This is a genomic window from Streptosporangium sp. NPDC049248 (genome assembly GCF_040678965.1).
Taxonomy (GTDB): domain Bacteria; phylum Actinomycetota; class Actinomycetes; order Streptosporangiales; family Streptosporangiaceae; genus Streptosporangium; species Streptosporangium fukuiense.
In genome coordinates this window covers 2,762-21,278 of the sequence record NZ_JBFAQY010000002.1, presented here as the reverse complement: position 1 = coordinate 21,278, position 18,517 = coordinate 2,762, and the positions used below count along the sequence as shown (strand labels likewise).

The following is an 18,517-nucleotide window of genomic DNA, read 5'->3' as shown; positions in this document are numbered from 1 at the left end:
CGTCCGGGGCGCACTCCGGGTGTCCCTAGGCCGTGCGAGGGGGCCGATGACTCCGATTACACGATTACGATCGCTCACAGCGAACAGGCTCAACCCCGGGAACATTCTCAGGCTCCCATTAATTGAGTGGGTATAACTCAACCTTTGGAGTTCACATGAGTGAGAGCTTGATCCTCCCGGTCCTGCCGCTCGACGACGAGGTCGTGCTGCCGGGCATGGTGGTCCCGCTTGACCTGTCGGAGACCGAGGTCCGGGCCGCGATCGACGCGGCGCAGGCTCTCGCTGACAACAAGCCCGAAGTCCTTCTCGTTCCCCGGATCGACGGAAGATACGGCTCGGTGGGCGTGCGGGCGATCGTCGAGCAGGTGGGCAGGCTGCCCGGCGGCGAGCCCGCCGCCGTGCTGCGCGGCGTCGACCGGGTCCGGGTGGGCACCGGCACGACCGGTCCGGGCGCGGCCCTGTGGGTGCAGGCCACCCGCGTTCCCGTCGTCGCGGCGGACGAGCGCGCCCACGAGCTGGCGAAGGCGTACAAGGCGCTGGCCACCACGATCCTGCAGAAGCGGGGCGCCTGGCAGGTCGTCGACGCGGTCAACCAGATGGACGACCCCTCGATCCTGGCCGACAACTCCGGCTACGCCCCCTGGCTGAGCACCTCGCGTAAGGCGGAGATCCTGGAGACCGCCGACCCGGCGGACCGGTTGGAGAAGCTGGTCGAGTGGTCGCGCGAGCACCTGGCCGAGATCGACGTGGCCGAGACGATCCGCAAGGACGTCCAGGAGGGCATGGAGAAGCAGCAGCGCGAGTTCCTGCTCCGCCAGCAGCTCGCGGCGGTCCGCAAGGAGCTCGCCGAGCTGAACGGCGACACCTCCGCCTCCGAGGAGGAGGACTACCGCTCCCGCGTCGAGGCCGCCGACCTGCCGGAAAAGGTGCGCCAGGCCGCGCTCAAGGAGGTCGACAAGCTGGAGCGGACCTCCGACCAGTCTCCCGAGACCGGCTGGATCCGCACCTGGCTCGACACCGTCCTCGACATCCCGTGGAACGAGCGGACCGAGGACCTGTACGACATCGCCGCGGCCCGCGCCGTCCTCGACGCCGACCACACCGGTCTCGACGACGTCAAGGACCGCATCATCGAATACCTCGCCGTCCGCGGGCGCAGGGCGGAGAAGGGGCTCGGCGTGGTCGGCGGCCGTCGCAGCGGCGCCGTGCTCGCGCTGGCCGGCCCCCCCGGGGTCGGCAAGACCTCCCTCGGCGAGTCCGTCGCCCGCGCGATGGGCCGCAAGTTCGTCCGCGTCGCCCTCGGCGGGGTCAGGGACGAGGCCGAGATCCGCGGCCACCGGCGCACCTACGTCGGTGCCCAGTCGGGCCGGATCGTCAGGGCCATCCGCGAGGCCGGCTCGATGAACCCGGTCGTGCTGCTCGACGAGGTCGACAAGGTCGGCTCCGACTACCGGGGCGACCCGACTGCGGCGCTGCTCGAGGTGCTCGACCCCGCGCAGAACCACACCTTCCGCGACCACTACCTGGAGGTGGAGCTCGACCTCAGCGACGTGCTCTTCCTGGCGACCGCCAACGTGCTGGAGGCCATCCCCGGCCCGCTGCTGGACCGTATGGAGATCGTGACGCTCGACGGCTACACCGAGGACGAGAAGGTCGCCATCGCCCGGGACCACCTGCTCCCGCGCCAGCTCGACAAGGCCGGCCTCACCGCCGAGGACGTCACCCTCGACGAGGACGCGCTGCGCAGGCTCGCGAGCGAGTACACCAGGGAGGCCGGGGTCCGGTCCCTGGAGCGCTCGATCGCCAGGATCCTGCGCAAGGTGACGGCCAACGTCGCGCTCGGCGAGGGCGAGCTGCCCGTGGTGGTGGGGGACCTGGTCCCCTATCTGGGCCGCCCGCGCAACGTGCCGGAGTCCTCGCTTCCCGAGTCCAGCCAGCGTACGGCGGTGCCCGGGGTGGCGACCGGCCTGGCGGTCACCGGAGCGGGCGGTGACGTGCTCTACGTGGAGGCGTCCCTGGCCGACCCCGAGACCGGAGAGGTCGGCCTGACCCTGACCGGCCAGCTCGGTGACGTGATGAAGGAGTCGGCCAGGATCGCGCTCTCCTACCTGCGCTCGCGGGGTGCGGAGCTGGAGCTGCCCGTCGCCTCCCTTAAGGACCGCTCGGTGCACGTCCACTTCCCGGCCGGCGCCGTCCCCAAGGACGGCCCGTCCGCGGGCGTCACCCTGATCACGGCCCTGGCCTCGCTGCTGTCGGGCCGTCAGGTCCGCGCCGACGTGGCGATGACCGGTGAGGTCTCCCTCACCGGGCGGGTGCTCCCGATCGGCGGGGTCAAGCAGAAGCTGCTGGCCGCCCACCGGGCGGGCATCACGACGGTGCTGATCCCGGCGCGCAACGAGCCCGACCTGGACGACGTCCCGCAGGCCGTCCGCGACGAGCTCACCATCCACGCGGTGAGCGACGTGCGCGAGGTTCTGGACATCGCGCTCACCCCGGCCAAGGTGGCCGAACACGCCGCCGCCTGACCCGTGCGGCCCGCAGCACGGCCCGCCCCCTCACCGGAAGGGGCGGGCCGTCCGGCTGCCCGGTGGATGCCGGATCGTCAAACTCCGGCAATCCGCGCGTCGCGGGACGAAACAAGCTCATCGCATATAAATGGACGAATCATAAAGTTGATTGACCGAATGATTCGGTCATGGTGACATGGGATCCATGCTGTACGGAACGCCTCCCCTGGAGGCCATCGACGAAGCGGTCCTCGGCGAGATCGAGGAGATGCGCCGCGACCTGAAGTACCGCCTCGCGGAGACCCACCGCTGGGACGGTCAGCTCAGACGCCAGCTCCAGGCGCGGGCCATCCAGGGGTCCAACTCGATCGAGGGCTACCGGGCCAGCGTCGAGGACATCGAGTCCATCATGGCCGGTGAGGAGCCCCTGGAGACCTCCGGCGCGGTCGCCAGGGAGATCTCCGGCTACCAGCAGGCACTGACCTACATCCAGGCGCTCTCCCGCGCCCCGGTGTTCGCGTTCGACGCCGGTCTGCTGCACGCGCTCAACTTCATGATGATCGGCCATCACCATGACAAGACGCCGGGCACGGTGCGGCCCGGCGGCATCTACGTCCGCAACTCCACCACCGGGGAGGTCGTCTACGAGGGGCCGGACGCCGAGCGGGTGCCGGAGCTGATGGCCGAGCTGGTCGCCTGGCTCAACGAGGGCGACCTGAAGGCGCCGAGCTACGTGCGGGCCGCGATGGCCCACTTCAACCTGGTGAGCATCCACCCCTGGCGGGACGGCAACGGCCGCATGTCGCGGGCGCTCCAGACGCTGGTGCTCGGCAGGGACCGGATCACCACCCCGGAGTTCTCCTCCATCGAGGAGTGGCTCGGCGGCGCCGAGAACACCGTCGACTACTACCGGGTTCTGTCGGCGGGAGGAAGGCGGAACTGGAATCCGCACGGGGACACGCTGCACTGGGTGCGCTTCTGCCTGCGCGCCCACCACCTGCAGGCCCAGCAGGTCCGGCGCAGGCTCGCCGAGGCGGGGGAGGTGTGGATGCTGCTGGAGGAGCGGGTCGACGCCGACGGGCTCAACACCCGTACCGTCTCGGCGCTCTACGAGGTGTTCGTCAACCGGCGGCTGCGCCGGAGCAGGTACCAGTCGGACGAGTCGCTCAGTCAGGGGCAGGCGGCCAGGGACCTGCGCGACCTGGCGGCCAAGGGCTGGCTCACGTCGTACGGGGAGACCAAGGGGCGCTTCTACGCGCCCGGGGCGAGAATGCGGGCGATCAAGGAGGACTTCGCCCGGCGGATCGTCCCGCTGCGGGATCCGTACCGACACGACTAGCGCTTCGTTGCCGTGCCCATAACCCGCCGATCGCGTCGGCGGTCACTCCGGACCGACTTGACGCACCCCGCCCATCGGATGTCTTGAAGTGGGCCGGTGAAACGACGTCGACGGCGGCGAGGCTCGGCGACGGGGCACCTGCTCCACTTCGGTCGGCCATGTCCAACCGGATCAACAGGCTTCAGGTGGATCACCCTGACGAGGAGTTGCTCGTCCTGGTCCGTGACTCCAAGGACCCCGAGGGGCCGGTGCTGTCCTTCGCCCCGTCCGAGTGGGATGCCTTTCTCGGGATGATCAAGGGTGGGGAGTTCGCCGATCTGAGCTGACCGCCATGACGGTACGGGGTCCTCCGTTTCCGCGGAGGGCGTACGGCCCGGCTGAGACTTGACCGGAGCCGATTTTCGAGGACCGCTCCGAGGGCACCCGTGCGGCCGGGCTCCGGGCTCCCGGGCGGAGAGGCGCCGGTCGATTCCGGCGTGCGAACGAGGGGGGAGCGGGCCGCCGGATGACTCCGGGCACGGGTGTTCGTAAGGGCCGATCGGTTTAACATAACATGTCGGGAATGACGGTAAATAAGGGTTGCGTTGGGCCAGGGGTGTACCGGGGCCGGAGACCATGATCTGCCCGGTGGGCCATCTCCTCCCGCGCCGTCCGGGCCACCTGCCCTCCTTCCGGGGTGCCCGTCGGCTCCCTCCCCGGAAGCCTGCCGAGATCCGTTCCATATGAGGTACAGCAGTGATTGACGTGTCGGACCTGCGAAAGGTCTATCGAGATCGAGGGCGCGAGGTGGTCGCCGTCGACGGCGTGGACCTCCACGTCCGCGAGGGTGAGATATACGGCGTACTCGGGCAGAGCGGCGCCGGCAAGAGCACCCTGCTGCGCTGCGTGAACCTCCTGGAGCGGCCCACCTCCGGCACCGTCTCGGTGGCGGGCCAGGAGCTGACGAGCCTGGCCGAGCGGGACCTGCGCAGGGCGAGGCAGCGGATCGGGATGATCCACCAGCATTTCGCGCTGCTCTCCTCCCGCACCGTCGCGGGCAACGTCGCCTTCCCGCTCGAGGTCATGGGGATGGCCAAGGCCGAGCGCGCCAGGCGGACCGCCGAGTTGCTGGAGCTGGTCGGGCTGGCCGACAAGGCCGGGGCGTACCCCGCGCAGCTGTCGGGAGGACAGAAGCAGCGGGTCGGCATCGCCCGCGCGCTGGCCGGCAGCCCCCCGGTCCTGCTGTCGGACGAGGCCACCTCGGCACTCGACCCGGGCACCACGCAGTCGATTCTGGCCCTGCTCAAGAGCCTCAACCGTGAGCTCGGCCTGACCATCCTGCTGATCACCCACGAGATGCACGTCGTCAAGTCGATCTGCGACTCGGTCGCGGTCATGCGCGACGGCCTGGTCGAGGAGTCCGGGACCATCCCCGAGCTGATCTCCAGGCCCGGCTCCCGGCTCGCCGCGGAGCTGTTCCCCCTCCCCGAGCCGGAGCCGGGCAATGTCACGATCACCTTCACCGGTCAGGCCGGCGAGCCGGTGGTGTCACAGGTGGTCCGCAAGTTCGATGTGGACGTCAACATCCTCGGCGGGGCACTGGAGGAGGTGGCGGGCGTCTCGACCGGACGGCTGCGCCTGCTCGTCACCGGTGACGAGCGCGCCGCCGCGCTCAGCTACCTGGCCGAACGCGGCCTGCTGGTCGAGGAGGCCCGATGACCTGGGACGAGATGTTCCCGATGCTGCTGGAGTCGACGGGCCAGACCGTCGAGATGGTGCTGTGGTCGACACTGTTCACGGTGCTGCTCGGGCTCCCGCTCGGGGTGGCGCTGGTCGCCACCGACAGGGGCGGGCTGTTCCCCTCCGCGGTGCTCAACCGGGTGCTGGGGCTGGTCGTCAACCTCGGCCGCTCGCTGCCCTTCATCATCCTGATGATCGCGGTGATCCCGTTCACCAGGCTGATCGTCGGCACGACCATCGGCACCATCGCCGCGGTGGTCCCGCTGACGCTCGGCGCGGCGCCGTTCTTCGCCCGCCTGGTGGAGACCGCGCTGCGCGAGGTCGGCAGGGACAAGGTGCAGGCGGCGCAGGCCATGGGAGCCGGCCGCGCGACCATCGTCGGCAAGGTGCTGCTGCCCGAGGCGATGCCCGGCCTGATCGCGGGGCTCACGGTGACCGTGGTCGCGCTGATCTCGTACTCGGCGATGGCCGGGGCGATCGGCGGGGGCGGGCTCGGAGACCTGGCCATCCGCTACGGCTACCAGCGCTTCGAGACCACCCTCATGATCGTCACCGTTGTCGTGCTGGTCGCCGTCGTGCAGCTGGTGCAGAGCCTGGGTGACACCGTCGCCCGCCGTCTCGCGCGCGACTGACCGGCCGGGCCGATGGCCTTCCGCCGCGCGGCCACGCCGGGGTGAGCCGGGAGCCTTTCCAGGGCCGCGAAAGACCGTCGTCCACCGGGCCGCGACCTCGTCCGCGAGGTCGCGGCCCTGCCGTGTTCGGGTACTTCTCACCAAACCTGAAACCGAGTAATGTTCTGCTTCATGCACCCGGGAGCCATCGCAGCAGTTTCGCCGGACAAACCCGCCGTGATCATGGCGGGCTCCGGGAGGGTCGTCACCTACCGAGAGCTGGACGAGGAATCCAACCGCCTTGCGCACCTCTTCCGTGCCGCAGGGCTGAGGCCGGGTGATCACATCGCCTTCATGCTGGAGAACCATCCGCTCTTCCTGGTGGTCGCCTGGGCCGCGCACCGCTCGGGCCTGTACTACACGGCCATCAGCTCGCGTCTGAAGACCGACGAGCTCGCCTACATCGTCGACAACTGCGGCGCCCGGGTCTTCATCTCCTCGGCCGCCCTCGCGGACGTGGCGGTCTCCATCACCGATCTCACCCCCGGGGTCGGGCTCAGGCTCATGCTGGACGGTGTCGCCCCTGGCTTCGAGTCCTACGAGAAGGCCGTCGCGGCCCACCCCGCCACGCCCGTCGAGGACGAGTGCCAGGGGATGGACATGCTCTACTCCTCGGGCACCACCGGGCGGCCCAAGGGTGTCAAGCCCCTGCTCTCCAAGGCGCCGCTGGATCAGCCGGGGCCGCTGCTGCAGCTCATCCAGTTCCTGTTCGCCCCCTCGGCAGACAGCGTCTACCTCTCCCCGGCTCCGCTCTACCACGCCGCCCCGCTGCGCTACTGCCTGAGCTTCCAGCGGATGGGCGCCACGATCGTCGTCATGGAGAGGTTCGACCCGGAGCGGGCGCTCGCGCTCATCGAGAAGTACTCCGTCACCCATTCGCAGTGGGTGCCGACCATGTTCATCAAGATGCTCAAGCTGCCCGAGGAGACCCGCGCGCGCTACGACCTGTCGTCGCTGGCCTGCGCGATCCACGCCGCCGCCCCCTGCCCCGTCCCGGTCAAGGAACGGATGATCGACTGGTGGGGGCCGATCATCCACGAGTACTACGCGGGCACCGAGGGCAACGGCTTCCTGTACGTCGGCTCGCAGGACTGGCTGGCACACAAGGGAACGGTCGGCCGCCCGCTGCTCGGCGTCACCCACATCTGCGACGAGGAGGGCAACGAGCTGCCGCCGCGCGAGCACGGCACCGTCTACTTCTCGGACGGCCCCCAGTTCGTCTACCACGGCGACGAGGCCAAGACGGAGGCGTCCCGCGACCCGCTGGGACGGGGCTGGACCACCCTCGGCGACATCGGCTACCTCGACGAGGAGGGTTTCCTCTACCTCACCGACCGCCGCTCCTACATGATCATTTCTGGCGGGGTCAACATCTATCCGCAGGAGGCCGAGAACGTCCTGTCCGTCCATCCCATGGTGGCGGACGTGGCGGTCTTCGGCGTTCCGGACGAGGAGATGGGCGAGCAGGTCAAGGCGGTCGTCCAGCCGGCCTCCATGGACCTGGCGGGCCCGGAGCTGGAAGCCGAGCTGATCGAGTACTGCCGTTCCCAGCTGGCGCCCTACAAGTGTCCCAAGTCCGTCGACTTCCGCGAGGAACTGCCCAGGCACCCCACCGGGAAGCTCTACAAGCGCCTCCTGCGCGACGAGTACTGGCCCGCCGGCTCCTGACCCGCCCGGCCGCGACGACGACATCGTCGCCACGCCTCTCTCCAGCCGGTCGCCGCACCACGAGAAGGTTCGCTGAAAGGCGTATTACCGCCTATTGCATAGGAAGGTTTCCTATTTAATACTGTGATCGACGCAGCGTATCCCTATCGCGCAGAACTCCACCTCGCTCGGCGCTGCACCTCGTCACGCTCAGCCCCCCTCTCCGTGTCGCACGCCTTCCTGGATCCCGGAGGTCCTTCATGCCTCGTCGTGTCGTCGCGCTCGCCACCGCCGCGCTCGCCTGCCTCGGCGCACTTGCCGTCTCCACCGTCCCCGCGCAGGCCGCCCGTTCCGCGGCCGTTCTCGAAATCGTGTACAGCCCGCTCTCGCTCGGTGAGTACTGCGCGGCTAACGTCAACTCCTCGTCCATTGTCGGCTTCTACAACGGCAGCCTGGGCTGCTACCGCTGGAACGGCACTCAGACCACCTACGTGGGCAGCGGGAGCCCTTCCGCCGCGTGCGCCTACTTCCACCCCACCTACGCCTACATTGGCCACGCTCAGGGCGGCAGCCAGGCGTTGATCTGCAAGTACTCGGTCTGACCCACCCCCGCACCCCTCCTCGCGGCGTCGCCCGCACGGATACGGCGAGGCGACGCCGGTGGAGGGTGCGCGTGTCTCGCTGCGCGCAGATCGTGTGCGGCTACTTCTCGGGCGGCCCGGTCCCCGATGGGTGACAGATGCTCATCGCCCCCCTCGACCGTCCAAGCCCCGCAAGAGTGGCCGAGAAAGATCTTCGAGCTGCCATCCAGGGGCTGAGCATGGCTGATAGCTGCTCGTTGAAGTCCGGCGCAGCGGGGTCCAGCTCGGCGGCTACCTGCTGAAAAGGGATGCCGGCAAGGAGCGCCTGGCCGTTGACACCGAGGGTCGCTGCAGCGGCGAAGGCGTGCATGGACACGGTGGCGGTGCGCTCGCTGATCCTGCGCCGGGCATTCTCGGAGCGCTGGTCCTGGATCTCCTTCTGCGCCCACTGGGGGAGCCGGGAGATGTCGCGAGAACCGTCGCCCTGTGCCGGCGACTGGTAGCCGGGTGGCGGGCCGGGGACCGGCGGCCTGGGCGGGGCAGTGTCCAGGCGGGCGCGGGGGGCGCTGCTGGGGGCTGCTGCCCCTGAGGGTCGGCGGGGGCGCGCCTTGTGCGGGCGGCTGCTGGCCGGGGTCGGTCGGGGCCGGTCCGGGCTGAGGTGCTGGGGCCGGCGGGGTGGGCATGGTCATGCGGACCCTCCTGGGGAGCGCGCGATAGTGGAAGGTCGGCACCTGGCCGACTGAGGAGTTTTGGACCGCTCCGGGCGGCCCTTTTCGGGCATCTATCCCAGGTGATTCGGGTGGATCATCAGATGTGGGGCGTATGGTGCGCGGTTATGCACCCTCCGCAGCAGCCCCAGCAATAGCCGGGGCAGTCTGGCCAGCCGACGCAGCAGTGGCCAGGCCAGCCCCCGCAACAGCCGTACGGTCCGCCGACTCAGCAGTACACGCAGCCCGGACCGCCGCCCGGCTGGCAGCCGCCCCCAGGCCCGTACCGGCCGGAGCTGCCCCCATTCCCGCCCCCGCCTCCGCAGAAGAGCGGGAAAGGGAAGGCGGTCGCCGTGCTCGTCGGTGCGCTGGTCGTGCTCGCCCTGCTCGGTGGCCTGGTCAAGCTCACAGGTGGCGGCGAGGACCAGGCGGCCACGGCCAAGCCATCGGCCGGCGCGGAGCCGACCGAGGAGAGCGCGGAGAAGGTCAAGCCGAGTCCGACCTCAACGGCGTTGAGGCGCACTGACCGTGAAGTAATGTTCCTGTTTACTGTGAAACAGCGGGTGAAGGATGCGGACGACGCGGAGCTGGTGAAGCTGGGCTGGTCGATCTGCAAGGCGTTGGACGACGGCGGCAGCCTCGCCCAGGTCGCAACGAGCGGTGTCGAGGCGTTCGGGCTGGAGACGTCGGCGTACGTGGCGGGTGCGGCCATCGTCAGCCTGTGCCCCCGGCACAAGGCGAAGATCCCCAGCTAGACGCGCAGCTCGAAGCCCTCGAAGAAGTCGGGATCGAGCACGTCGGTGGCCTGCACGCCTGCCTCGTACAGGTCATGCAGGATCGTCCACACGGCCGCCTGCGCGCGCACCCCGTCAGGCCCGGTGGCCTCGTGGGGGAGGAATCCGGCGGCCTCGCGGTCGTCGGTCCACACAAGACCGAGCAGTTGGCCGCCCTGGCGGAGTTCAGCCCGACTCGGCCTTCTCCTTCGCCTCCTGGGCGAGGCGGTCGGCCTCGGCCTGCTCGGCTGCTTCCCGGGCGGCCGCGGACTTGGTCTTGGCCAGGCGCTGCTGGACGGCCCCGGCGGCCGCGCGCAGGCGCCTGATCGCGTCCAGCTTGACCTCGGCGGTGGGCGCGTCGAGGCCCTTCCGGAGTTCGTCGGCGATGACCGTGACCAGCGAGGATTCGACTTCGCGGTAGAGGTCGGCGACGGTGCCGGCGATCTGGTCGAGGAGGTCCTGATCCACCGCCACGAGGCCCCCTCGCAATGACGCACACGCGCGAAAGCTGGTCGTAGCCCAAGGTCAAAAACCCGACGAACTACGGCATGACCGTGACTTATGCTCCTCATGCCGCGGCGAACCGTCGGCCATCCCTAGCAGTAAGACGGACGGAACGCACGGTGAACCAGCCAGACATCGCCACCACAGTGGACATCGCCATCGCGAATGCTGCCCGCCTGCTCTACAACGCGGAGACGATCACAGATCTGGCGCTGATGGAGCGGCTTGAGCGTCTTGCCGACTCGTGGGTCTCCATTGCGGAGTTCTTGCACGAACGGGACAAGGCGTAAGCGGGGGTAACCATGGTGGTGCTCCACCGGGGTGGACCTCCTCGGCCGGTCGAGGGCGTGCAGTTGGACGACGTTGTTTTCGGACATGGGGGAAGCTCCTTGCCGAGGATCAGGCATCCGAAGAGGAGGCCGATTATTGGCTCAATCACCTACGTCCAAGCCCCGCAAGAGTGGCCGAGAAAGATTTTCGAGCTGCCATCCAGGGGCTGAGCATGGCTGATAAAGCCGTTGTCAGGAGATCCCGATCACCAGGATCAACCTCTTAAGCTGCGCTTACACGCCGTCGGGCATCGTTTGTGTCAACCGGTGAGCACCGGCTTCCACCCCGTCGAACCGGGGGGATGTTGGACGTGGGGGAAGACATGGACCCGAACAGGAACGAGCAGCAGGACACACCGACCGAGGCGACCCCCGGGAACGACGGCTGGACCCAGTTCGGCAAGGTGCCGCCGCGCGCCGGCGCCTATCGTGCCGGTGAGGAGACCGGACCGCAGCCGACGCTGATCCACCCGGTGCCGGAGCAACTCGCCGCGGAGGCTCCGGAGAAGGCCGGAGGACCGGCGGTGGTCCCCGCTCAGCGCGGCAGGCTCACCGCCGGGCAGAAGATCGGCGCCGGTCTCGCGCTGGCGGCCATGGCCGTCGGGGGTGGGGTCGCGGGGGCCTTCGTCGCGACGAGCCTCAACGGTTCCGCCACCGTGGCCTCGTCGTCCAGCCCGATCGTCAGCCCGGTCGGCAACGTGACGACGGTCGCCGACATCGCCCAGGTGGTCCAGCCCTCCGTGGTGTCCATCGAGATCAGGACCGCCGCGGGCGGGGGCGAGGGGTCCGGGGTGGTGCTGTCGGCCGACGGCCTGATCCTGACCAACAACCACGTGGTGGCGGCCGGCGGCCAGGGGGGCCAGGACAGCCAGGTGACCGTCAAGTTCAGCGACGGCAGGACCGCCACCGCCAAGATCATCGGCACCGACCCGGCCACCGACCTCGCGGTCATCAAGGCGGAGGGCGTCTCCGACCTCACCAAGGCCTCGATCGGCGACAGCGACCGGCTCAAGGTGGGCGACTCCGTGCTCGCCATCGGCAGCCCGCTCGGCCTGTCGGGGTCGGTCACCGCCGGGATCGTCAGCGCGCTGAACCGCACGCTCACCGTCGGCGGAGACCAGGGACAGGGGCAGCTCCCGCCCGGCTGGGGCAGGCCGCAGCAGAGCGCCCAGAGCCCCACCACCATCGGTGGCGCCATCCAGACCGACGCGGCGATCAACCCCGGCAACTCGGGCGGCGCGCTGGTCAACGCCGCCGGCCAGGTGGTGGGTATCAACACCGCCATCGCCACCAACGGCGGGGAGGGCAGCATCGGTGTCGGCTTCGCCATTCCCATCAACACCGCCAACCACGTCGCCGAGCAGCTCATCAAGAGCGGCAAGGTGTCCCACGCCCTCCTGGGCGTGAGCGTGACCGACGCCACCGGGGACGCGGGCGGCGCCCTGGTCGGCCAGGTCACCGAGGGCAGCCCCGCGGCCAAGGCGGGCATCAGGCAGGGCGACCTGATCACCAAGATCAACGACACGCCCGTGGACGGGGCGGCCACCGTGGTCGGGGCCGTCCGCGGCTTCAAGCCCGGCCAGCAGGTGACCGTCGCCTACGTCAGGGACGGGCAGCCCCAGACCGTCACGGTGACCCTCGCCGAGAAGACCGGCGAGTAGGGGTCGCCGACGAATGTGCCGCCGGGTCGCCACGGCTCCGGCGGCACATCCGTCTCAGCGGTCCCCGCGCGGCTCCGGAGCCCCCCTGGACGCGTCTCTCGACGGGCCGGGAGGCAGTTGCTCCCGCGAGGCGAACTGGAGAACGACACAACGGATCGGGTCCGGTTCGTCGTGGAGACCGAAGAAGCGTCGCCCGGGTGGGCCTAACGTTCGGACATGCCTCGCCTCTCCCTCAGCGATCTGTATCACCTCGCGATACCGGCGGATCCCAGGCTGCACCCCGGAGGAGGCGCCACGGCCTACGTGATCACCATCGCCGATCGGGAATCCGACGAGAACCGGTCCGAACTCCGGCTGGCCGCGCCCGGTGTCGAGCCGCGCCGTCTGACGGGCGGCCCCCGCGACTCCTCCCCACGCTGGTCGCCGGACGGAGGCTCGCCGGCCTTTCTGCGCCCGGTGGAGGGAAGACCGCAGCTTCACCTGCTGCCGATGGACGGCGGAGAGCCCCGCGTCCTCACCGCTGCGGGACCGGGGGGCCCGGCGGTCTGGTCCCCCGACGGCACCAGGATCGCCTACGGCGCGCCCTGTGGCGACCCCGACCGGAACGCCCCGGTCGTGACCGACAGCCTGGAGTACAAGGCCGGCGGCGTGGGCCTGCTGCGCGGCCTCACCACGCACCTGTTCGTGGTGGACGTGGCGACGGGTGAGACCAGGCGGCTCACCACGGGCGACTTCCACGCGGGTGAGCCGTCCTGGTCAGCATGGCCGGCACCTCCGACGCGGGACACCTCCTGAAGACGTACGAGTGCCGCGGCGACCTCGCGGCCCAGTCCCCGATGAGCCACGTGGCCCAGGTGACCACGCCCACCCTGATCCTGCACGGCGAGGACGGCGACCGATGCCCCGTCGGCCAGGCCGAGCAGTGGTTCGCCGCGCTGCGCGAGCGGAACGTGCCGGTACGGCTGGTTCGCTATCCGGGCGGCTCTCACCTTTTCCTCCTCAACGGCCGTCCGTCCCACCGGATGGACTACAACGAAAGGATCGTCCAATGGCTGGAGCAGTGGATCCCGGTCGCCGGCACGCCCGTCTCGCCGAGCTGATCACCGAGTACGAGGTTCCCGGCGCGAGCCTGGCCTTCCTGCACGAGGGGGAGGTGCACGAGTTCGCCGCGGGCGTGCTCAACGTGGAGACCGGGGTGGAGACGACCACCGACTCGCTCTTCCAGATCGGCTCGGTCACCAAGGTCTGGACCGCCACCCAGATCATGCTCCTCGTCGAGCGGGGCGAGCTGACGCTGGACACCCCGGTCGCCGAGGTCCTGCCGGAGTTCCGGGTGGCCGATCCGGAGGTGACCAAGGCCGTCACCGTCAGGCACCTGCTCTCGCACACCTCCGGCATCGACGGGGACCTGTTTCTCGACACCGGCCGTGGTGACGACTGCATCGAGAGGTACGTCGAGGCCTGCGCGGGCCTCGCGCAGAACCATCCCCTCGGTGTCACCCAGTCGTACTGCAACTCGGGCTTCATCGTCGCCGGGCGTATCGTCGAGCGCCTCACCGGCAAGGGGTGGGACACCGCGCTGCGCGAGCAGATCGTCGAGCCGCTCGGCCTGACCCACACCTGGACCCTGCCGGAGGACGTGCTGCGTTTCCGCGGCGCCATGGGGCACCTCGACGGGGCCCCCGCCCCCGCCTGGGGCCTGATGCGCTCCTGCGGCCCGGCGGGGCTGATCTGCGCACGTCCCGCCGACGTCGTCGCCTTCGCCCGCGCCCATCTGGGCACCGGGCTGCTCGCCGATCCCCGGGCGATGTGGGAGCCGCAGGTGGACATCCCCAACCCGCACACCCTCGGGAAGCAGTGGGGACTGGGCTGGATCCTGGACGAGTGGCAGGGGCGCCGGATCATCTCCCACGGCGGCAACACCATCGGTCAGGCGGCCATGCTCTGGGTGGTCCCCGACACCGAGACGGTGGTGTGCGTGCTGGCCAACGGCGGCCACACCGCCGCGTTCCAGCACGCCCTGGCCACCGAGCTCTTCGACGAGCTGATCGGCCTGGCCATGCCGCCCGTGCTGGGACCCCCGGCCGAGCCGTTCGAGACCGACGTCGAGCGGTACGCCGGCGTGTACGAGCGGACGGGCAGCCGGATGACGCTGACGGTCCGCGACGGCGGGCTCTCGCTGTACGGCGAGGCCACCGGAGCCCTCGCCGGGCTGCGGCCGCCCATGGAGTTCGATCTGGTGCCGGTGGACGACGTCACCTTCGTCGGCCGCCCGGAAGGAGAGCCGCAGTGGTTGTCGGCCGTGTTCTACGAACTCGCCGACGGCTCGCGGTACATGCACCTGGGCGTGCGCGCCACCCCCAGGGTCGCCTGAGGAGCCGGCGTGCTTGGGAACCTGCGGCAGCGTTTCGACGAGGCGGCGCGGCGGCAGGGCGCTGCCCCGTGCGTGAGGGGTTCGACGTCCGCGCTTTTCCCGCGTCTCCGGTCGCCCAGGCCGGCGGGGTGATCGGCCGGGCGGCCCGTATGGCTATCGATGATCTAAGAGAATAATGTCGCTTTATGTCCGTTATCGTGAGCGGATGACCAATCGGCCACGGGCAAGCCTGCAGCGGATCCTGGAGGATCTGGGCAGCACCGTGCTGGACGTGGCCGCCTCCCCCGGGGAGCTCGACGCCGAGGTCACGGGCGTGCACATCTACGACCCCCTCGACGAGCTGCTGCTCCCCGAGGGGGGCCTGCTGCTCGCGGTCGGGGTCGACCGCGCCGAGCAGATCTGCGCCCTGCTCGACGCGGCGGGCCCGGCGGCGGGCGTCGTCGTCAAGCAACCGGTGGACGTCGACGAGCTCGTCCGCGCGAAGGTCCGCCAGACCGGAGTGGCGGTGCTGGGTCTCACCCGCGCCGCCTCGTGGGCCCAGGTGGCCGCGCTGCTGCGCTCCCTGCTGGCCGAGGGCGACCTCGCCGAACCCGGGGAGACCCCGCCGGACGACCTGTTCGCGCTGGCCAACGCGGTGTGCGCGCTGCTGGACGCGCCGGTCACCATCGAGGACCGGTCGTCGCGGGTGCTGGCGTACTCCGGGCGGCAGGACGAAGCCGATCCCGGCAGGGTGGAGACCGTGCTCGGCCGCCAGGTGCCGGAACGGTACCGGCGGATGCTGGAGGAGCGCGGATTCTTCCGCCGGCTCTACCAGAGCCGCGAGCCGATCTACATAGAGCTGGACGACGACAGCATCAACCGGGCGGCGGTGGCCGTCCGGTCCGGCGACGAGATCCTCGGCTCCATCTGGGCCGCCGTGCGGGAGCCGCTGAGCGACCAGCGGCAGCGCGCCCTGGCCGACGCAGCCAAGATCGTCGCGTTGCAGCTGCTCAGGCAGCGGGCCGGGGCGGACACCAGGCGGCGGCTCCGCGCCGACCTGCTCTCCACCGTGCTGGCGGGCGGCAGGGACGCGGCGGAGGCCGCCGGGCGGCTCGGCGTCGCCAGCGGACGGCTGTGCGTGCTCGCGGCCCAGCTCAGCGGCGGATCCCACGCCGACGCCGCGCACCGGGAGAGCGACCGGCAGCGATTCTGCGACGCGCTCGCCCTGCACGTCGGAGCCATCCATCCCAAGGCCGCCGCCGCGTTGGTCGGCTCGGTGGCCTACGCCGTACTGCCCCTGCATGCCGGCGGTGACGAGGAGGCACGGGCCGTGCGGGTCGCCGAGAGCTTCCTCGCCCGGGTCGGTTCCCGGCACGCGGCCAACATCGGCGTGGGGCGCCTGGCGGGCAACCTGGCCGAGGTGGCCAGGTCCCGGGCCGACGCCGACCGGGCGCTGCGGGTGCTGCGCGCCCGCAAGGCGTCCGGCGCGGTCGCCGGCTACACCGGGGTGCACTTCGAGGCGCTGCTGCTGCAGTTGTCGGACCTGGTCGAGGCCGAGGAACAGGTTCCCACCGGGCCCTACGAACGGCTCGTCAGGCACGACGCCGAGCACGGCAGCGAGCTGGTCGCCACCCTGCGGGCCTACCTGGACGCGTTCGGCGACGTCAACGCCGCCTCGGCAAGGGTGCACGTGCACGCCAACACCTTCCGCTACCGGTTGAAGCGGCTCATCGAGATCAGCGGCCTGGATCTGGCCGATCCCGACGCGCGACTGACCGTGATGCTCCAGATGCGGCTTTTCGGACAGTAGCGCGATGAATTACGGGCTTTTCGTGGCGGAGGACGAAGCAGGATCGCCAGGAAAAGGGAACTGTGCGGCATCACCCCACCTCCCTGAAGTCCCGATGAGAAAAGCAGGAGCGGCGGCCGTGCTCGGCGCCCTCAGCCTGTTCGCGGCCGCGTGTGGCGGTACGGCGGACTCTCCGTCAGGCGGAGGCGGAGCGGCTACTGGCGCTGGTGTCGCTGCCCGTCTCGCTGGCCGGGCGCTACCCGCGTGAGCTGCCCGGTGGCCGGCGCCAGCGGGTGGCGGTCGCCCGGGCACTGGGCGCGCGCCCCGAGCCGCCGGCCGCCGGCGAGATCACCTCGGCCCTGGAGGTCTCCGTCCAGGGCTCGGTGCTCAACCTGGTCCGCTCGGATGCTGTTCATCTCGCACAACCTCGCCGTGGTCCGGTACGTCTCCGATGTCGTCGCGGTGATGTACCGGGGCGGGCTGGTGGAGATGGGGGCGACCGAAGAGGTGGTGGGGTCGCCCCGGGACGACTACCCCCGCTCCCTGCTTGAGGCGGTGCCCCGCCTCAGCCGCGCCCGTACGACGTGACGCCGGGAAGGGCGGCCCCTTCCCGGCGAGGCGGAAGGCGCCCGCTAGACAGTGATCCATTCGGTGGAGACGGTGACCTCGTCCAGGATGTCGTGGACGGGGTCGACGCCGATGCCGGGGCCGGTGGGGACCTCCAGATGGCCTTCGTGCAGCTCGAAGGGGGCGGTGATGTCGGTGGCGTAGTAGCGGCGGGAGGCGGAGGTGTCGCCGGGCAGGGTGAAGCCGGGCAGGGCGGCCAGGGCGAGGTTGGCCGCGCGGCCGATGCCGGTCTCCAACATGCCGCCGCACCACAGGGCGACGCCGTGGGCGCGGGCCAGGTCGTGGATGCGGCGGGCTTCGAGGTAGCCGCCGATCCGGCCGGGTTTGACGTTGATGATCGAGCAGGCGCCCAGGGTGATGGCGGCGGCGGCGTGTTCGGCTGATTCGATGGACTCGTCCAGGCAGACGGGGGTGGTCAGCCGGGTGGCGAGCCGGGCGTGCTGGACCATGTCGTCGCCTGCGAGGGGCTGTTCGATGAGCAGCAGGCCGAAGTCGTCGAGTCTGGCCAGGTGGGGGGCGTCGGCGAGGGTGTAGGCGGCGTTGGCGTCGACCTGGAGCAGGAGGTCGTCGCCGAAGCGTTCGCGGACGGCGCGGACGGGGGCGAGGTCCCAGCCGGGTTCGATCTTCAGCTTGATCCGGACATAGCCCTCGTCGAGGTAGCCGGTGACGGTGTCGAGGAGCTGGGGGATGGAGTTCATGATGCCGACCGACACTCCGCAGGGCACGCGGTCGGTGCCGGCGCCGAGGAAGGTGGCCAGGGACTGGCCGTCGGTGCGGAGCTGAGCGTCCAGGACGGCGGTCTCCAGGGCGGCCTTGGCCATGCGGTGGCCTTTGAAAGGGTGCAGGGCGCGGCCGACGGTGTGGGCGTCGATGTGCGCGGGCAGGGCGGGGACGAGGAAGCGGCGCAGCACCTCGGCGGCGCCGTCGACGTACTCGGAGCAGTAGCGCGGCTGGGACATGGCGACGCATTCGCCCCAGCCCTCGGCGTCGGGGGTGACGACGCGCAGGAGCAGTATGTCGCGTTCGGCCTCGGTGCCGAACGAGGTACGGAAAGGGGCGACCAGCGGCATCCTGATCCGCCGCAGTTCGATTCCAGTGATCTTCATGATGGCGTGCGGCCTTGGCCGCGTCTCCCTCCGATAGCGCCGTCGGTCAGACGGCCCGTTACAGGATGTCGCGCGGCTCGCGCCGCGTCCTTCTCCGCGCGCCCGGCCGCCCGGCCGCCCGGCCCCCCCCCCCCCCCGCCGGGCCGGGGGCCCCCCCCCCCCCGGGGGGGCCCCCCGCGGGGGCGCGAAATCGGCTGAACCCAC

20 protein-coding genes are annotated in these 18,517 nt (G+C 70.4%); 16 read left to right on the top strand and 4 right to left on the bottom strand.

Features of this window, described 5'->3' with window-relative positions; genetic code table 11:
• Positions 1 to 155: 155 nt before the first annotated feature.
• The 9 genes from lon to AB0K21_RS03985 all read left to right on the top strand — a co-directional run bounded on the left by lon (position 156) and on the right by AB0K21_RS03985 (position 9,926).
• Entirely contained in the window at positions 156 to 2,525 is a 2,370-nt protein-coding gene (gene lon / locus AB0K21_RS04025) for an endopeptidase La (RefSeq protein WP_343966594.1), read from the top strand.
• Between the two features lie 178 nt (positions 2,526 to 2,703).
• Complete coding sequence (locus tag AB0K21_RS04020) at positions 2,704 to 3,846, top strand: Fic family protein (RefSeq protein WP_364147667.1); 1,143 nt, start codon at positions 2,704 to 2,706, stop codon at positions 3,844 to 3,846.
• A gap of 158 nt (positions 3,847 to 4,004) precedes the next feature.
• Positions 4,005 to 4,172 (top strand): DUF397 domain-containing protein, encoded by a 168-nt coding sequence (locus AB0K21_RS04015; protein ID WP_343966589.1) that lies wholly within the window; start codon positions 4,005 to 4,007, stop codon positions 4,170 to 4,172.
• 409 nt (positions 4,173 to 4,581) lie between these two features.
• Positions 4,582 to 5,544 (top strand): ATP-binding cassette domain-containing protein, encoded by a 963-nt coding sequence (locus AB0K21_RS04010; RefSeq protein WP_343966587.1) that lies wholly within the window; start codon positions 4,582 to 4,584, stop codon positions 5,542 to 5,544.
• The gene (locus tag AB0K21_RS04005; protein WP_343966585.1) at positions 5,541 to 6,197 is read left to right on the top strand and encodes a methionine ABC transporter permease; all 657 of its coding nucleotides are present in this window, start codon (positions 5,541 to 5,543) and stop codon (positions 6,195 to 6,197) included. Before AB0K21_RS04010 ends, AB0K21_RS04005 begins: the two co-directional genes overlap by 4 nt.
• 171 nt (positions 6,198 to 6,368) lie before the next feature.
• Positions 6,369 to 7,904, top strand: coding sequence for an acyl-CoA synthetase (locus tag AB0K21_RS04000; RefSeq protein ID WP_364147662.1), 1,536 nt, complete (start codon positions 6,369 to 6,371; stop codon positions 7,902 to 7,904).
• Positions 7,905 to 8,143: 239 nt separating this feature from the next.
• Positions 8,144 to 8,485, top strand: coding sequence for a hypothetical protein (locus tag AB0K21_RS03995; protein ID WP_343966581.1), 342 nt, complete (start codon positions 8,144 to 8,146; stop codon positions 8,483 to 8,485).
• Positions 8,486 to 8,796: 311 nt separating this feature from the next.
• Positions 8,797 to 8,967 (top strand): hypothetical protein, encoded by a 171-nt coding sequence (locus tag AB0K21_RS03990; protein ID WP_343966579.1) that lies wholly within the window; start codon positions 8,797 to 8,799, stop codon positions 8,965 to 8,967.
• 557 nt (positions 8,968 to 9,524) lie between these two features.
• A complete protein-coding gene (locus tag AB0K21_RS03985) occupies positions 9,525 to 9,926 on the top strand; it encodes a DUF732 domain-containing protein (protein ID WP_343966577.1) in 402 nt (133 codons plus the stop codon).
• Here the strand turns inward: AB0K21_RS03985 and AB0K21_RS03980 are convergent.
• Both AB0K21_RS03980 and AB0K21_RS03975 read right to left on the bottom strand, forming a co-directional pair.
• Complete coding sequence (locus AB0K21_RS03980) at positions 9,923 to 10,099, bottom strand: hypothetical protein (protein WP_343966575.1); 177 nt, start codon at positions 10,097 to 10,099, stop codon at positions 9,923 to 9,925. The two genes, AB0K21_RS03985 and AB0K21_RS03980, sit on opposite strands and share 4 nt — an antisense overlap.
• A 31-nt stretch (positions 10,100 to 10,130) precedes the next feature.
• Positions 10,131 to 10,418: a hypothetical protein gene (locus tag AB0K21_RS03975; protein ID WP_343966573.1), complete on the bottom strand. Its 288-nt coding sequence runs from the start codon at positions 10,416 to 10,418 to the stop codon at positions 10,131 to 10,133.
• 149 nt (positions 10,419 to 10,567) lie between these two features.
• Between AB0K21_RS03975 and AB0K21_RS03970 the strand changes: the two genes are divergently transcribed.
• From AB0K21_RS03970 to AB0K21_RS03945, 6 genes are all read left to right on the top strand, one after another.
• A complete protein-coding gene (locus tag AB0K21_RS03970) occupies positions 10,568 to 10,738 on the top strand; it encodes a hypothetical protein (protein ID WP_343966570.1) in 171 nt (56 codons plus the stop codon).
• A gap of 350 nt (positions 10,739 to 11,088) precedes the next feature.
• Entirely contained in the window at positions 11,089 to 12,438 is a 1,350-nt protein-coding gene (locus AB0K21_RS03965) for a trypsin-like peptidase domain-containing protein (protein ID WP_364147656.1), read from the top strand.
• Positions 12,439 to 12,654: 216 nt separating this feature from the next.
• Complete coding sequence (locus tag AB0K21_RS03960; RefSeq protein ID WP_343966565.1) at positions 12,655 to 13,233, top strand: hypothetical protein; 579 nt, start codon at positions 12,655 to 12,657, stop codon at positions 13,231 to 13,233.
• Complete coding sequence (locus tag AB0K21_RS03955; protein ID WP_343966563.1) at positions 13,200 to 13,538, top strand: prolyl oligopeptidase family serine peptidase; 339 nt, start codon at positions 13,200 to 13,202, stop codon at positions 13,536 to 13,538. Before AB0K21_RS03960 ends, AB0K21_RS03955 begins: the two co-directional genes overlap by 34 nt.
• Positions 13,487 to 14,812 (top strand): serine hydrolase domain-containing protein, encoded by a 1,326-nt coding sequence (locus AB0K21_RS03950; RefSeq protein ID WP_364147652.1) that lies wholly within the window; start codon positions 13,487 to 13,489, stop codon positions 14,810 to 14,812. Before AB0K21_RS03955 ends, AB0K21_RS03950 begins: the two co-directional genes overlap by 52 nt.
• 205 nt (positions 14,813 to 15,017) lie before the next feature.
• Positions 15,018 to 16,601, top strand: coding sequence for a helix-turn-helix domain-containing protein (locus tag AB0K21_RS03945; protein WP_364147649.1), 1,584 nt, complete (start codon positions 15,018 to 15,020; stop codon positions 16,599 to 16,601).
• Positions 16,602 to 16,795: 194 nt separating this feature from the next.
• Here AB0K21_RS03945 and AB0K21_RS03940 read toward each other — a convergent pair whose 3' ends face one another.
• Positions 16,796 to 16,996: a hypothetical protein gene (locus AB0K21_RS03940; RefSeq protein WP_364147646.1), complete on the bottom strand. Its 201-nt coding sequence runs from the start codon at positions 16,994 to 16,996 to the stop codon at positions 16,796 to 16,798.
• Here AB0K21_RS03940 and AB0K21_RS03935 point away from each other — a divergent pair.
• Entirely contained in the window at positions 16,986 to 17,168 is a 183-nt protein-coding gene (locus AB0K21_RS03935; RefSeq protein ID WP_343966556.1) for a hypothetical protein, read from the top strand. The two genes, AB0K21_RS03940 and AB0K21_RS03935, sit on opposite strands and share 11 nt — an antisense overlap.
• Positions 17,169 to 17,212: 44 nt before the next feature.
• Here AB0K21_RS03935 and menC read toward each other — a convergent pair whose 3' ends face one another.
• Entirely contained in the window at positions 17,213 to 18,313 is a 1,101-nt protein-coding gene (gene menC, locus AB0K21_RS03930; RefSeq protein WP_364147643.1) for an o-succinylbenzoate synthase, read from the bottom strand.
• Positions 18,314 to 18,517: the final 204 nt, after the last annotated feature.

Excerpts from the sequence above, each read along its gene's own strand:
- AB0K21_RS03955 (WP_343966563.1), top strand. The coding sequence starts at position 13,200 with ATGGCCGGCACCTCCGACGCGGGACACCTCCTGAAGACGTACGAGTGC.
- AB0K21_RS03960 (WP_343966565.1), top strand. The coding sequence starts at position 12,655 with ATGCCTCGCCTCTCCCTCAGCGATCTGTATCACCTCGCGATACCGGCG.
- AB0K21_RS03950 (WP_364147652.1), top strand. The coding sequence starts at position 13,487 with ATGGCTGGAGCAGTGGATCCCGGTCGCCGGCACGCCCGTCTCGCCGAG.
- AB0K21_RS03995 (WP_343966581.1), top strand. The coding sequence starts at position 8,144 with ATGCCTCGTCGTGTCGTCGCGCTCGCCACCGCCGCGCTCGCCTGCCTC.
- AB0K21_RS03935 (WP_343966556.1), top strand. The coding sequence starts at position 16,986 with ATGCTGTTCATCTCGCACAACCTCGCCGTGGTCCGGTACGTCTCCGAT.
- AB0K21_RS04005 (WP_343966585.1), top strand. The coding sequence starts at position 5,541 with ATGACCTGGGACGAGATGTTCCCGATGCTGCTGGAGTCGACGGGCCAG.
- menC (WP_364147643.1), bottom strand. The coding sequence starts at position 18,313 with ATGAAGATCACTGGAATCGAACTGCGGCGGATCAGGATGCCGCTGGTC.
- AB0K21_RS03945 (WP_364147649.1), top strand. The coding sequence starts at position 15,018 with ATGACCAATCGGCCACGGGCAAGCCTGCAGCGGATCCTGGAGGATCTG.
- AB0K21_RS03940 (WP_364147646.1), bottom strand. The coding sequence starts at position 16,996 with ATGAACAGCATCCGAGCGGACCAGGTTGAGCACCGAGCCCTGGACGGA.
- AB0K21_RS04015 (WP_343966589.1), top strand. The coding sequence starts at position 4,005 with ATGTCCAACCGGATCAACAGGCTTCAGGTGGATCACCCTGACGAGGAG.
- AB0K21_RS04020 (WP_364147667.1), top strand. The coding sequence starts at position 2,704 with ATGGGATCCATGCTGTACGGAACGCCTCCCCTGGAGGCCATCGACGAA.
- AB0K21_RS04000 (WP_364147662.1), top strand. The coding sequence starts at position 6,369 with ATGCACCCGGGAGCCATCGCAGCAGTTTCGCCGGACAAACCCGCCGTG.
- lon (WP_343966594.1), top strand. The coding sequence starts at position 156 with ATGAGTGAGAGCTTGATCCTCCCGGTCCTGCCGCTCGACGACGAGGTC.